The sequence below is a fragment of the Streptomyces sp. NPDC021019 genome (genome assembly GCF_044333295.1).
Lineage (GTDB): Bacteria > Actinomycetota > Actinomycetes > Streptomycetales > Streptomycetaceae > Streptomyces.
In genome coordinates this window covers 163,897-178,368 of the sequence record NZ_JBIRQR010000008.1, presented here as the reverse complement: position 1 = coordinate 178,368, position 14,472 = coordinate 163,897, and the positions used below count along the sequence as shown (strand labels likewise).

The 14,472-nt window shown below is 72.8% G+C and carries 10 protein-coding genes; 4 read left to right on the top strand and 6 right to left on the bottom strand.

The features are described 5' to 3' along the window. Positions 1-197 precede the first annotated feature (197 nt). Positions 198-452, top strand: coding sequence for a DUF6011 domain-containing protein (locus ACH4RG_RS31800; protein WP_397923496.1), 255 nt, complete (start codon positions 198-200; stop codon positions 450-452). 40 nt (positions 453-492) lie between these two features. Here the strand turns inward: ACH4RG_RS31800 and ACH4RG_RS31795 are convergent, their stop codons facing one another. Continuing rightward, the gene (locus tag ACH4RG_RS31795; protein ID WP_397923498.1) at positions 493-1,368 is read right to left on the bottom strand and encodes an acyl-CoA thioesterase; all 876 of its coding nucleotides are present in this window, start codon (positions 1,366-1,368) and stop codon (positions 493-495) included. Between the two features lie 34 nt (positions 1,369-1,402). After that, entirely contained in the window at positions 1,403-3,916 is a 2,514-nt protein-coding gene (locus ACH4RG_RS31790) for a DEAD/DEAH box helicase (protein ID WP_398540614.1), read from the bottom strand. Between the two features lie 138 nt (positions 3,917-4,054). Between ACH4RG_RS31790 and ACH4RG_RS31785 the strand changes: the two genes are divergently transcribed. Beyond that, positions 4,055-4,846, top strand: coding sequence for a metal-dependent hydrolase (locus ACH4RG_RS31785; RefSeq protein WP_397923502.1), 792 nt, complete (start codon positions 4,055-4,057; stop codon positions 4,844-4,846). A gap of 92 nt (positions 4,847-4,938) precedes the next feature. Beyond that, positions 4,939-6,474 carry an ATP-dependent DNA ligase gene (locus tag ACH4RG_RS31780; RefSeq protein ID WP_398540613.1) on the top strand — a complete coding sequence of 512 codons (1,536 nt, stop codon included), beginning with the start codon at positions 4,939-4,941 and terminating at the stop codon, positions 6,472-6,474. A 45-nt stretch (positions 6,475-6,519) separates the two neighbouring features. On the opposite strand, the gene ACH4RG_RS31775 is transcribed toward ACH4RG_RS31780, so the two are convergent. Together ACH4RG_RS31775 and ACH4RG_RS31770 are read right to left on the bottom strand one after the other, a co-directional pair. Then, positions 6,520-7,881 carry an NAD(P)/FAD-dependent oxidoreductase gene (locus ACH4RG_RS31775; protein ID WP_397923506.1) on the bottom strand — a complete coding sequence of 454 codons (1,362 nt, stop codon included), beginning with the start codon at positions 7,879-7,881 and terminating at the stop codon, positions 6,520-6,522. Between the two features lie 125 nt (positions 7,882-8,006). After that, a complete protein-coding gene (locus tag ACH4RG_RS31770; RefSeq protein ID WP_397931598.1) occupies positions 8,007-9,071 on the bottom strand; it encodes an aminoglycoside phosphotransferase family protein in 1,065 nt (354 codons plus the stop codon). Between the two features lie 147 nt (positions 9,072-9,218). Here ACH4RG_RS31770 and ACH4RG_RS31765 point away from each other — a divergent pair, with 147 nt between their 5' ends. After that, positions 9,219-10,781 (top strand): fused MFS/spermidine synthase, encoded by a 1,563-nt coding sequence (locus ACH4RG_RS31765; protein WP_398540612.1) that lies wholly within the window; start codon positions 9,219-9,221, stop codon positions 10,779-10,781. Between the two features lie 24 nt (positions 10,782-10,805). Here ACH4RG_RS31765 and ACH4RG_RS31760 read toward each other — a convergent pair whose 3' ends face one another. Together ACH4RG_RS31760 and ACH4RG_RS31755 are read right to left on the bottom strand one after the other, a co-directional pair. Next, positions 10,806-12,587: an ABC transporter ATP-binding protein gene (locus ACH4RG_RS31760; RefSeq protein WP_398540611.1), complete on the bottom strand. Its 1,782-nt coding sequence runs from the start codon at positions 12,585-12,587 to the stop codon at positions 10,806-10,808. Continuing rightward, positions 12,584-14,425 (bottom strand): ABC transporter transmembrane domain-containing protein, encoded by a 1,842-nt coding sequence (locus tag ACH4RG_RS31755; RefSeq protein ID WP_398163348.1) that lies wholly within the window; start codon positions 14,423-14,425, stop codon positions 12,584-12,586. Before ACH4RG_RS31755 ends, ACH4RG_RS31760 begins: the two co-directional genes overlap by 4 nt. Positions 14,426-14,472: the final 47 nt, after the last annotated feature.

Here is a 14,472-nt window from a genome sequence, read left to right as displayed (position 1 = left end):
GGGCTCGACATGGTCAACCGCTCCGCGATCACCCTGAAGCTGCTCACCTACGAACCCAGCGGCACCCCCGTCGCCGCGGCTCTCGCTCATCATGGCGGCCCGCACCCTGGACGAGGCGCTCGACCGGGAGCGCGGTCGTCCCTGAGCCACGAGGGCCCTGCCGGGCGGCCGCGGTGCCGTGCTGGCAGGATCGGCGCGTGGAGATTCCCGACACCCTTCCCGAACCGCTGCCCGGTGCCGCCGGAGCCGTCGCCGGGGACCCCGCTGCCGAAGGCGAGCAGCACCGGGGCCGCCGCCTCGTCCGCTGCCGCCTCTGCGGCCGGCCCCTCACCGGGACCGGCTCGCGCCGGGCAGGCCTCGGACCGTCCTGCGACGCCAAGCTGCACCCGGCGCCGCCGGACATCCGCACCCGCCGCCACGAGGTCGACCAGGACCCGCTGCCCGGCACGTAGAACGGGGCTCGCTCGCAGGCCGCTAGGACGGGGCGGGGCTTCAGCCGCTCGCCAGCCGCCGGAACAGCCCCTCCTGCACCACCGACACCAGCAGCTGCCCCGAACGGTCGTAGATCCGGCCCCGCGCCAGACCCCGGCCGCCCGTGGCGATCGGGGACTCCTGGTCGTACAGGAACCACTCGTCCGCCCGGAACGGCCGGTGGAACCACATCGCGTGGTCCAGCGAGGCCATGTCGAAGCCGCGCGGACCCCACAGCGGCTCCACCGGGATCCGGACCGCGTCCAGCAGCGTCATGTCGCTCGCGTACGTCAGCGCGCAGGTGTGCACCAGCGGGTCGTCGCCCAGCGGGCCCACCGCCCGCATCCACACCGCACTCCGCGGATCCGCGTCCTTGATCTCGTCCTTCGTCCAGCGCAGCCGGTCGACGTAACGGATGTCGAAGGGCTGCCGCCGGGCCATCCGCTCCAGAGCCTCCGGCAGTACGCCCAGGTGCTCGCGCACCTCCTCGGCCACCGTCGGGAGCTCCTCCGGGTCCGGGACGATCCGGGCCGGCGGCAGCTGATGCTCGAACCCCGCCTCCTCGGGGCGGTGGAAGGACGCCGTCAGGTTGAAGATCGTCCGGCCCTCCTGGACCGCCGTCACCCGCCGGGTGGTGAACGACCGGCCGTCCCGCACCCGCTCCACCTGGTACACGATCGGCACTCCGGGACGGCCCGGCCGCAGGAAGTAGGCGTGCAGCGAGTGCACCGGCCGCTCCCCGTCGGTGGTCCGGCCCGCCGCCACCAGCGCCTGGCCCGCGACCTGCCCGCCGAAGACCCGTTGCAGGGACTCCTCGGGGCTGCGGCCGCGGAAGATGTTGACCTCGATCCGCTCCAGGTCGAGCAGGTCGACCAGGTGCTCGGCCGGGTTCGTCATGCCGTACCTCTCCATTCCGGTGCAGGGGGGTATCTCACAGCTGGCCGACCTCGGTGACCCGGACGACCGCCCGGCCCTCCTCGTCGGACGCCGCGAGATCCACCTCGGCCTTGATGCCCCAGTCGTGATCGTCCGCCGGGTCGGCGAACGCCTGCCAGACCCGCCACAGCCCGTGCGCCGGGTCCTCCTCGATCTTCAGCAGCTTCGGACCGCGCGCGTCCGGACCGGTCCCGATCTCCTCGTGCGCGTCCCAGTACGCGTCCATCGCCTCGCCCCAGGCGTCCTCGTCCCACCCGGCGTCGCCGTCCAGCTCGCCCAGGTCCCGGACCCGGTCCAGCGCGGCCAGCTCCACCCGGCGGAACATCGCGTTGCGCACCAGCACCCGGAAGGCGCGGGTATTGGCCGTGACCGGCTTGACCTCGTCCGCCTTCTCCTGGGCCTGCTCGGCGGTCTCCACCTCGGGGTTGGCCAGCTGCTCCCATTCGTCCAGAAGACTGGAGTCCACCTGACGCACCATCTCGCCGAGCCAGGAGATCAGGTCCTGGAGGTCCTCCGACTTCACGTCGTCCGGGATCGTGTGCTCCAGCGCCTTGTACGCGCTCGCCAGATACCGCAGCACGATGCCCTCGGTCCGGGCCAGCTCGTAGTGCGAGGTGAACTCCGTGAAGGTCATGGCACGTTCGTACATGTCCCGGATCACCGACTTCGGCGACACCGGGTGGTCGTTCACCCACGGATGGCTCGTGCGGTACACGTCGTAGGCGTGCCACAGGAGCTCGCTCAGCGGCTTCGGGTACGTGACGTCCTGGAGCAGTTCCATCCGCTCCCCGTACTCGACCCCGTCCGCCTTCATCTGCCCCACGGCCTCGCCGCGCGCCTTGTTCTGCTGGGCGGCCAGGATCTGGCGCGGATCGTCCAGCGTCGACTCGACGACCGAGACCATGTCCAGCGCGTACGAGGGGGACTCGGCGTCCAGCAGGTCGAACGCGGCCAGCGCGAACGTGGAGAGCGGCTGGTTCAGCGCGAAGTCCTGCTGGAGGTCGACCGTCAGCCGGACGATCCGGCCCTCGGCGTCCGGCGTCTCCAACCGCTCCACCACCCCGCCGTCCAGCAGCGAGCGGTAGATGGCGATCGCCCGCCGGATGTGCCGCAGCTGCGCCCGGCGCGGCTCGTGGTTGTCCTCCAGCAGATGCCGCATCGCCTCGAACGCGTTGCCCGGGCGCGCGATCACCGCGAGCAGCATGGTGTGGGTCACCCGGAAGCGGGAGCTCAGCGGCTCGGGATCGGAGGTGATCAGCTTGTCGAAGGTGGTCTCCGACCAGGCGACGAAGCCCTCCGGGGCCTTCTTGCGGACCACCTTCCGCTTCTTCTTCGGGTCGTCGCCCGCCTTCTTGACGTTCTTCTCGTTCTCGATGACGTGCTCCGGCGCCTGCGCCACGACGAAGCCGGCCGTGTCGAACCCGGCCCGCCCGGCCCGGCCCGCGATCTGGTGGAACTCCCGCGCGCGCAGGGTCCGCACCCGGGTGCCGTCGTACTTGGTGAGCGCCGTGAACAGCACCGTGCGGATGGGCACGTTGACGCCGACGCCGAGCGTGTCCGTGCCGCAGATCACCTTCAGCAGACCCGCCTGGGCCAGCTTCTCCACCAGACGGCGGTACTTGGGCAACATCCCCGCGTGGTGCACCCCGATGCCGTGGCGTACGTAACGGGAGAGGTTCTGGCCGAACTTGGTGGTGAAGCGGAAGCCGCCGATCATGTCGGCGATCTTCTCCTTCTCCTCCTTCGTGCACATGTTGATGCTCATCAGCGACTGTGCCCGCTCGACGGCCGCCGCCTGAGTGAAGTGCACGATGTAGACCGGCGACTGCCGGGTGTCCAGCAGCTCGGTCAGCGTCTCGGTGATCGGCGTGAAGCGGTATTCGTAGCTGAGCGGCACCGGACGGGTCGCCGAGCGCACCACGGAGGTGGGCCGACCGGTGCGCCGGGTCAGGTCCTTCTCGAACATCGCGACGTCGCCGAGGGTCGCCGACATCAGCACGAACTGGGCCTGCGGAAGCTCCAGCAGCGGGATCTGCCAGGCCCAGCCCCGGTCGGGCTCGGCGTAGAAGTGGAACTCGTCCATCACGACCTGGCCGATGTCGGCGTACTTGCCGTCGCGCAGCGCGATGGAGGCCAGCACCTCGGCCGTACAGCAGATCACCGGGGCGTCCGCGTTGACCGAGGCGTCGCCGGTGAGCATGCCGACGTTCTCGGTGCCGAAGAGCTTGCACAGGTCGAAGAACTTCTCCGACACCAGCGCCTTGATCGGCGCCGTGTAGAAGGTGACCTTGTCCTGCGCCAGCGCCGTGAAGTGCGCGGCCGCCGCCACCAGGCTCTTGCCGGAGCCGGTCGGGGTGGAAAGGATCACGTTCGCCCCGGAGACCACCTCGATCAGCGCCTCCTCCTGAGCCGGATAAAGGGTGATGCCCTGGGTCTCGGTCCATGAGGAGAAGGCCTCGAAGAGGGCGTCCGGGTCGGGTGTCTTGGGCAGCTGGTCGATGAGGGTCACACCCCCCATCTTGCCTGTCTTCGGCCCGGATGAGGGAACCGGCGGACGGCACGAAGATCACGGACGATACGCTGCGGTCTCAACCTGCCCGCGCCCTACCGGTGATGGGCGTACGCAGCAGTGGGGGCGGGAAAGACCATGATGGGACCGGCACACTCCCTGTCAGGGGCAGCGGCCTGGCTGGGGGTGGGCGCGGCGGCCGCCGCCGCGGGCCACACGATGCCCTGGCCCGTCCTCGTCGTCGGGGCGCTGATCTGCGCCGGAGCCGCGCTCGCCCCCGACCTCGACCACAAGTCCGCGACCATCTCGCGCGCCTTCGGACCTGTCTCCAAAGCCCTCTGCGAGATCGTCGACAAGCTCTCCTTCGCCGTCTACAAGGCCACCAGGAGCACCGCCGACCCCCGCCGCACCGGCGGCCACCGGACACTGACCCACACCTGGCTGTGGGCCGTCCTCGTCGGCGGCGGCTGTTCCGCCGCGGCGATCTCCGGCGGGCGCTGGGCGGTTCTCGCGATCCTCTTCGTCCACCTGGTGCTGGCGGTCGAGGGCCTGCTGTGGCGGGCCGCCCGGGTCTCCAGCGACGTCCTCGTCTGGCTGCTCGGCGCCACCAGCGCCTGGATCCTCGCCGGCGTCCTGGACCAGCCGGGCAACGGCGCCGGCTGGCTCTTCGACGCCCCCGGCCAGGAGTACCTGTGGCTCGGCCTGCCCATCGTGCTCGGCGCCCTGGTCCACGACATCGGTGACGCGCTCACCGTCTCGGGCTGCCCGATCCTGTGGCCCATCCCGATCGGCCGCAAGCGCTGGTACCCGCTCGGCCCTCCCAAGTTCATGCGCTTCCGGGCCGGCAGCTGGGTGGAGATGAAGGTACTGATGCCGGCCTTCATGGTCCTCGGGGGAGTGGGCGGGGCCGCCGCCCTCAACTACATATGACGCCCCTCACGGCGTCCGGGCGGCCTCCGGGGGCGTCCGGACCGGTCCCGCGCGGGCGGGCGACGCGCTCCGCCCCGTAGCACCATGGCAGCATGCTGCTCGCCGAGCTCGCCCAGGTTTCCCTGGAGGTCGCCGCCACCTCCGCCCGGTCCCGCAAGACGGCGCTCCTCGCCGGCCTCTTCCGGGACGCCGCACCCGAGGACGTCCCCGTCGTCATCCCGTACCTCGCCGGGCGGCTGCCCCAGGGCCGCATCGGCGTCGGTTGGCGGAGCCTGGGGGACCCGGTGGAACCGGCCTCCGGGGCGACCCTCACCGTCACCGGCGTCGACGCCGAGCTGACCGCCCTGGCCGAGACCTCCGGCCCCGGCTCCCAGGCCCTGCGCCAAAGGCGCCTGCGCGCCCTGTTCGCCGCCGCCACCGCCGACGAGCAGCGCTTCCTGCGGGCCCTGCTCACCGGTGAGGTACGCCAGGGGGCCCTGGAAGCCGTCGCCGCCGACGCCCTGGCCCACGCCGCCGGAGCACCGCCCGCCGACGTCCGGCGCGCCGTGATGCTCGCCGGGTCCCTCCAGGAGGTGGCCAAGGTCCTCCTCGCCGACGGACCCGGAGCGCTCGCCGGCTTCCGCCTCACCGTCGGGCGGCCCGTCCAGCCGATGCTCGCGCGGAGCGCCGCCTCGGTGGGCGAGGCCCTCGACAAGCTGGGCCCGTGCGCGGTCGAGGAGAAGCTCGACGGGATCCGGGTGCAGGTCCACCGGGACGGCGACCGGATCCGCGCGTACACCCGGACCCTCGACGACATCACCGACCGGCTGCCCGAACTGGTCACCGCCGTCGCCGCGCTCGACGCGCGCCGCTTCGTCCTCGACGGCGAGCTGATCGCCCTGGGGGAGGACGGCAGGCCCCGGCCGTTCCAGGAGACCGCCTCCCGGGTGGGCTCACGGCGGGACGTGGCCGGGGCCGCGGCGCACGTGCCCATCGTCCCCGTCTTCTTCGACGTCCTTCTCGTGGATGACGAGGACCTGCTCGACCGGCCCTTCGCCGACCGCCACGCGGCCCTGGCCCGACTGCTCCCCGCGAGCCTGCGGGTCCGGCGCACCCTCGTCGCCGATCCGGACGACCCCGAGGCCCGCGCGGCTGCCGACGCGTTCCTGGCGGACACCCTGGCGCGGGGTCATGAGGGAGTCGTCGTCAAGGACCTGACCGCCGTCTACAGCGCGGGCCGCCGGGGCGCGTCCTGGCTGAAGCTGAAGCCCGTGCACACCCTGGACCTGGTGGTCCTGGCCGTCGAGTGGGGCAGCGGCCGGCGCACCGGCAAGCTCTCCAACCTGCACCTGGGCGCCCGCCGGCCCGACGGCACCTTCGCGATGCTCGGCAAGACCTTCAAGGGGCTCACGGACGCCCTGCTGGACTGGCAGACCGAGCGGCTGGGGGAGCTGGCGACCGACGACGACGGCCATGTCGTCACCGTACGCCCGGAACTCGTCGTGGAGATCGCCTACGACGGACTCCAGCGCTCCACCCGCTACCCCGCCGGGGTCACCCTCCGGTTCGCCCGTGTCCTGCGCTACCGGGAGGACAAGACCGCGCGGGAGGCGGACACCGTGGAGACGGTCCTGTCCCGCCAGCGGTGAGCGCGCCCCGGGGGACCCGGGACGCGCTCGGACGTGCGTGACGGCTCAGTGCTCGATGACCGTCGCCGCCGTGTGCTCCTTGATCTGCTCCGGCGTCAGATAGACGTCCGTGTACTCGAAGTCCCGCAGCGTCGCCGGCTTGCGGGACTGGAACCCGGTCCGTACGAAGTCGTCACCGGCGACCGCGTTCAGCATCCAGTTCGTCATCACCCGGGTCCTGGCGACGTTCGTCCGCAGCGCCGACCAGTGGTAGCCGCGCGCCACCGCCTGCGCGGGCAGCCCGCGCAGCTCGATGCCCAGCGGCTTGGAGACGGCGTCCTTGCCGCCGAGGTCCACGACGAGCCCCAGGTCCTTGTGCACGTAGTCCTTGAGCGGCTGATGGCGCAGCGAGGCGATCAGGTTGTCCGCCAGCACCTTGCCCTGGCGCATCGCGTGCTGCGCGGTGGGCGGGCAGACCGCTCCGTCGCCCTTCGCGAGGTCGGGCACCGCGGCCGCGTCGCCGAGCGAGAACACCCCCTCCGCGCCCGGCAGGTTCAGCTGCGGGGTCACCGCGAGCCGACCGCGTACGGTCTCCGCGCCGAGGGTGGCGATCAGCGGGCTGGCGGCCACTCCGGCGGTCCAGATCAGGGTCCGGCAGGGCAGCACCCGGCCGTCGGTGAACGTGACCTCCTCCGGCCCCGCCTTCGCGATCGAGACCCCGAGCGACACCTCGATGTTCCGCTTGCGGAGCACCTCCAGGGCGGCCTGCCCCAGCTTGTCGCCCAGCTCCGGCATCAGCTTGGGCGCGATGTCGATCAGATGCCACTTGATCAGCCGCGGGTCCAGCCGCGGGTAGTGCCGGACCGCGCTGGTGGTCAGGCGCTGGAGGCAGGCGGCCGTCTCGGTGCCCGCGTAGCCGCCGCCGACCACCACGAACTGGAGCCGGGAAGCCCGCTCGGCCTCGTCGTCACTGGCGTCCGCCAGATCCAGCTGGGCGATGACGTGGTCCCGGACGTACGCGGCCTCGGCCAGCGTCTTCATCCCACGGGCGTTGTCCAGCAGCCCCGGGATGTCGAAGGTCCGGGTGACGCTGCCCGCCGCCAGCACGATGTAGTCGTACGGCTCGTTCACGATCTCGTCCGTGATCTTCCGGACCACACAGACCTTGGCCCGGGTGTCCACGCCGATCGCCCCGCCCGGCACGATCCGGGTCCGGTGGCGGCGGCTGCGGCGCAGCGACACCGCGACGGACTGCGGTGTGAGCACCCCGGAGGCCACCTGGGGGAGCAGCGGCAGATACAGCTGGTAGGAGAACGGCGTGACGAGCGTGATCCGGGCCTCTCCCGGAGCGAGCCTGCGCTCCAGGCGGCGTACGCACTCGACGCCTGCGAAACCGGCGCCGACGACGAGAATCCTGGGTGGTGCCACGGTCTGCGTCCCTTCTCGGGCTTGCGTGGTTCTGCGCTCGCCTGCCCCGTTTACCGGGTGATTCACCTCTCATCCTTAACCGGATGCCCCCGCGTCCGCCTCCTGGCAGGGGTCAACGGGGCCGCTCACAGGGGCGGGGCGACCGCCAGCTCCCGCAGCCAGTGGGCGGCCTCGGCGCCCCCCGGCACAGCCGGTCCACCCGGCGGTACGGGGAACATCCGCCCCCACGAGGCGGCCCGGCCGAGCGGCGCCAGCCGCCAGGCCAGGCTCACCGCACGCCGCAGCCCGGCCGCCGTGACGCCCCCGCCGGTCCACGGCTCCAGATAGGCGTCCCGCAGCCGGGGCAGCACCCCGGGGCCGCAGCGGTCACGGGCCGCGAGGGCGGGCACCAGCAGGCTGGAGAACGGATGCCCGACCAGCGCGTCGCCCCAGTCGAAGAACGCGTACCGGCCGCCCACGGGCGCGAAGAGCTGCTTCTCGTGCAGATCGGCGTGGTCCAGCGAGTCCGCCACCCCCGACGACGCCAGCTCCTCGCACCATTCCGCCATCCGGGGCCGCAGCGCCTCCAGCGCCGCCCGGTCCTCCCCGGTCAGCGCGGCGTTCTCCGCGATCAGCCGGTCGAACAGCGCCGGCAGCGCGAGCGGCCGGGCCGCCGGCACACCGAGTGCTTCGATCGCGTCCGCGTACGGGGTCAGCGCCCGCTGCATCGCGGCGTACTGGCGCAGCGGCTCCTCCCAGTACCGGGGGTCGACGGTGCCTCCCTCGCGTCCTTCCAGCACGTCCCACAGCACCGGGCCGCCATCCGGGGTGAGCGTCCAGCCACGCGCGGCCTCGACGGCGAGCGGGGCCAGCACCTGCTCCGGGACCCAGTGCGCCAGGGCCTCGGAGAGCCCCGCCTCGAACGCCGCGGAGGGCGGAACGGCCTTGAACCACACGGGCGCGGGCCCCGCGACGGTCAGCCGTACCAGCACCGACCAGGGGCGCAGGCGTACCGTTCGCGGGCCGGTCTCCCGCAGCCCGTGGGCGGCGAGGCCCTCGGTCACCCAGGCGAGGGCCGCCGCCCGCCAGGCCGGGTCCTCCCAGGGGCTCACGGCGTCCTCGAAGCGCCCCCGGTCCACGGTCGTGGGCACGTCGGCCGTGGCTTCGCCGGCCGTGGTTTCGTCGATGGTGGTTCCGTCATCTCCGCGCACCGGATCATGGGACCACCGGTCCCTGCGCGTGCGCACCGCATTTTTCCGGGGACACCCGTTCCCGTCCCGCACGACCGGTGGCCCCGTCCTCTCCGTCCCCCGCAACAGCGGGAGTTCGCCGGCCGCACCCCGTGCGAGGATGCTGCGGTGACCACCTCGCCCCCCTCGCCCGTGGCCGACGACTCCCCTGCGGCGGACGCCCCGCCCCACGATCACGGCCTGGGCCCCCGCGCCGCCGCGGTCCTCGTGTTCGGATCATCGGCCGCGGTCCTGGTGGTCGAGATCGTCGCCCTGCGGCTGCTGGCCCCGTACCTCGGCCTCACCCTGGAAACCAGCACGATGGTGATCGGCATCGCCCTCACCGCCATCGCGCTGGGCTCCTGGCTGGGCGGGCGCGTCGCGGACCAGGCCGACCCGCTCCGGCTCATCGCCCCGGCGCTCGGGGTGTCGGGCGTGGTCGTCGCGCTCACCCCGCTCCTGCTGCGCACCACCGCCCAGTGGTCACCGGCGCTGCTCCTGCTGGTCGCCTCGGCGACGCTCCTGGTGCCCGGAGCGCTGCTCTCCGCTGTGACCCCGTTCGTGACGAAGCTGCGGCTCACCAGCCTCGCCGAGACCGGCACGGTCGTCGGGCGGCTGTCGGGCATGGGCACCTTCGGCGCCATCGTCGGCACCGTCCTCACCGGGTTCGTCCTGGTCTCGCGACTACCCGTCAGCTCCATCCTGATCGGCCTCGGCGCCCTGCTGGTGCTCGGCGCCGCACTGGTCGGACGGCGGGCCCGCCACGGGCGACGCGCCTCGGCCGTCGCGCTCGCCACCGTCGTCGCGGGCTCCCTCGCCACCGCGTTCGCGCCCGGCGGCTGTGACGCGGAGACCCGCTACCACTGCGCACAGGTCGTCATGGACCCCGACCGGGACAGCGGCCGGACCCTCGTCCTCGACGGTCTGAGCCACTCCTACGTCGACGTCGAGGACCCGACGCACCTGAAGTTCGCGTATGTGCGCGCCATCGCGTCGGTGGTCGACACGGCCTTCCCTGCGGGGGAGCCGCTGACCGCCCACCACATCGGGGGCGGCGGCCTCACCTTCCCCCGCTACCTCTCGGCCGCACGCCCCGGGACGCGCAGCACCGTCTCCGAGATCGACGGCGGAGTCGTCCGCATCGACCGCGACCGGTTCGGCCTGGGGCCGTCGACCGCCACCGGAATCGACGTACGCGTGGAGGACGGCCGACTGGGCCTGCGCAGGCTGGACGCGGGAAGCCACGACCTGGTCGTGGGCGACGCCTTCGGGGGCGTCAGCGTGCCGTGGCACCTCACGACGTCACAGGCGCTGGGAGACGTCCGCCGGGCGCTCGACGAGGACGGCCTCTACGTCGCCAACCTCATCGACCACGGCGAGCTGGCCTTCGCCCGCGCCGAGGTCGCCACCCTCGCCGCGACCTTCGAGCACGTCGCGCTCCTCGGGAAGCCCGCGGACATCGGGCTGGACCCGACCGCGTCCACCGTGGGCGGCAATCTGGTGGTGGTCGCCTCCGGCCGGCCCATCGGCGCCCCCGCGGTCCAGAAAGCCCTGGACGCCCGGGACGTCGGCTGGAAGATCACCACCGGCGACGACCTCGCCCGCTGGACCGGGGACGCCCGGGTGCTCACCGACGACCACGCGCCCGTCGACCAGCTCCTCCAGCCCGACCGCACGCGGACGGCCCGGTGACCCCCGGGCCGTCCGCCGGGCGGCTCACCCGTGCCAGGACCGCCACAGGGACGCGTACGCGCCGTCCGCCGCCACCAGCTCGTCGTGGCTGCCCAGCTCGCTGATCCGGCCGTCCTCCACGACCGCGATCACATCCGCGTCGTGCGCGGTGTGCAGCCGGTGCGCGATCGCCACCACCGTGCGGCCCTCCAGTACCCGGGCCAGCGAACGCTCCAGATGACGGGCGGCCCGCGGGTCCAGCAGCGAGGTCGCCTCGTCCAGCACCAGCGTGTGCGGATCGGCGAGCACGAGCCGGGCCAGCGCGATCTGCTGGGCCTGCGCCGGGGTCAGCGCGAAGCCGCCCGAGCCGACCTCGGTGTCCAGCCCCTTCTCCAGGGCCTTCGCCCAGCCGTCCGCGTCGACCGCGGCCAGCGACGCCCACAGCTCCGCGTCCTTCGCCCCGTCGCGGGCCAGCAGGAGGTTGTCCCGGAGCGAGCCGACGAAGACGTGGTGCTCCTGGTTGACCAGGGCCACATGCTCGCGGACCCGCTCCGCCATCATCCGCGACAGCTCCGCCCCGCCGAGCCTCACCTCACCGGTGCGCGGCGCGTAGATCCCCGCCAGCAGCCGGCCCAGTGTGGACTTGCCCGCGCCGGAGGGGCCGACCAGGGCGATCCGGGTGCCCGGAGCCACGTCGAGCGACACCTTGTGCAGGACGTCGACACCCTCCCGGTACCCGAAGCGGACGTCGTCCGCCCGTACGTCCCGCCCGTCAGGACCGACCCCGGCGTCGCCCGCGTCCGGCTCGATCTCCCGGACGCCGACCAGCCGGGCCAGCGACACCTGGGCCACCTGGAGCTCGTCGTACCAGCGCAGGATCAGACCGATCGGGTCGACCATCATCTGGGCCAGCAGCGCACCCGTCGTCAGCTGTCCGACCGTGATCCAGCCCTCCAGCACGAACCAGCCGCCGAGCAGCAGGACCGCGCCGAGGATCGTCACGTACGTCGCGTTGACGACGGGGAACAGCACCGAACGCAGGAAGAGGGTGTACCGCTCCCAGGCCGTCCACTCCGTGATCCGCCGGTCCGACAGCGCCACCCGGCGGTCGCCGAGGCGGTGCGCCTCCACCGTCCGCCCGGCGTCGACGGTCTCCGCGAGCATCGCGGCGACGGCGGCGTACCCAGCGGCCTCCGAGCGGTACGCCGAGGGCGCGCGGCGGAAGTACCAGCGGCAGCCCACGATCAGCACCGGCAGCGCGACCAGCACGGCCAGCGCCAGCGGGGGAGCGGTCACCGTCATCGCGCCGAGCAGCAGACCGGCCCACACGACGCCGATCGCCAACTGCGGCACGGCCTCGCGCATCGCGTTCGCCAGCCGGTCGATGTCCGTGGTGATCCGGGACAGCAGATCGCCCGTCCCGGCCCGCTCCAGGACCCCGGGCGGCAGCCCGACGGACCGTACGAGGAAGTCCTCGCGCAGATCGGCCAGCATCTCCTCGCCCAGCATCGCCCCGCGCAGCCGCATGCTGCGCGTGAACAGGACCTGGATGACCAGCGCTACCGCGAAGATCGCTGCGGTGCGCTCCAGACGCAGGTCGGTGACACCGTTGGACAGGTCCTCCACCAGCCCGCCCAGCAGATACGGTCCGGTGATCGAGGCGATCACCGCCACCGCGTTGACCGTGATCAGGACGGCGAACGCCCTGCGGTGCCTGCGCAGCAGACTCCGTACGTAACTCCGCACGGTCGTCGGCGTGCCCACGGGCAGCGTCGTCGCCGACTCCGGGGCCGCGGGGTCGTACGCCGGGGGTGCGACGCCGATCATGCCCTCTCCTCGATTTCCTGGACGCACTTCATGGCGGGGACTTCGCCGACGCCGTTCGGCGGGCTCGCGGCGGCCGCCTCGTCGTCGGTCTCCCGGGTGACGACCGCCCGGTAGCGGGGTTCGGTGCGCAGCAGGTCGCGGTGGGTTCCCACGGCGACCACCGTGCCCTCGTGGACGAGCACCACCCGGTCGGCGGCGTCGAGCAGCAGCGGGGACGAGGCGAACGCCACCGTCGTACGGCCCTGGCGCAGCTTCGCGATCCCGGCGGCGACCCGCGCCTCGGTGTGCGAGTCGACCGCGGAGGTCGGCTCGTCAAGCACCAGCGCCTCCGGGTCGGTGACCAGCGACCGGGCCAGCGCGAGACGCTGGCGCTGACCGCCGGACAGGGACCGGCCGCGCTCGGTGATCCGGGTCCGCATCGGATCCCCGTCGTTGTCGGGGGAGGCCTGTGCCAGGGCGCTCAGCACATCACCGCACTGGGCCGCCTCCAACGCCGCCCCGGCGGTGACCAGGCCCGATGCCGGAATGTCCAGCAGCTCCTGGAGCGTGCCGGACAGCAGCACCGGGTCCTTGTCCTGGACCAGCACCGCGGTCCGTGCCGCGTCCAGCGGGATCTCGTCCAGGGCGACCCCGCCGAGCAGCACCGACGGAGCCTTCGCCGAAGCCTCCGTGTCCTCCTCGCCGGTCTCCGCGTGCCCGCCGAGCCGTTCGGCCAGCCGGCCGGCCTCGTCCGGGTCGCCGCAGACGACGGCGGTGAACCGCCCCCGGGGGGCCATCAGCCCGGTCACCGGGTCGTACAGATCACCGGAGGGCGTCACACCCTCGACGGTGGCCTCCCGCGCACTGCGGCGCAGCGACAGCACACGCACCGCACGCTGGGCGGACGGCCGTGAGAAGGAGTACGCCATCGCGATCTCCTCGAAGTGGCGCAGCGGGAACAGCATCAGGGTGGCCGCGCTGTAGACGGTGACCAGTTGACCGACGTCGATGCGGCCGTCCCGGGCCAGCGTCGCCCCGTACCAGACCAGGGAGATCAGCAGGATCCCCGGCAGCAGCACCTGCACCGCCGAGATCAGCGCCCACATCCGGGCCGAGCGCACCGCCGCCCGGCGGACCTCCTGGGAGGCGCGGCGGTAGCGGCCCAGGAACAGCTCCTCGCCGCCGATACCGCGCAGCACGCGCAGTCCGGCGACCGTGTCCGAGGCCAGCTCGGTGGCCTTGCCCGCCTTCTCGCGCTGCTCGTCGGCGCGCCGGGTGGCGCGCGGCAGCAACGGCAGCACGGCCAGGGCGAGCACCGGCATGGCGAGCGCCACCATCAGACCGAGGGACGGGAGGTAGAAGGCCAGCCCCACACAGATCACCGCGAGGGCGGTGGCGGCGGCCGCGAAGCGGGAGAGCGCCTCGACGAACCAGCCGATCTTCTCCACGTCGCCGGTCGAGACGGCAACGACCTCACCGGCCGCGACCCGTCGTGTCAGCGCCGAGCCCAGCTCGGCGGTCTTGCGGGCGAGCAGTTGCTGGACCCGGGCGGCGGCGGTGATCCAGTTGGTCACGGCGGTCCGGTGGAGCATGGTGTCGCCGACGGCGATCAGGACGCCGAGGGCGACGATGAGACCGCCGGCCAGGGCGAGCCGCGCCCCGGAGCGGTCGATGACGGCCTGGACGGCGAGTCCCACGGTGACCGGGAGACCGGCGATGCCCAGCTGGTGCAGCAGCCCCCAGGAGAGGGCCTTCAGCTGCCCCGCGAGCTGGTTGCGCCCGAGCCAGTACAGGAATCGTGGGCCTGATCGGACATCGGGGTCGCCGGGATCCGAATACGGAAGGTCGCGAATCTGCATGAGGTCCCAGGGCTTGTGAAACGGAGATCCGGACGGACCTCGAAGAA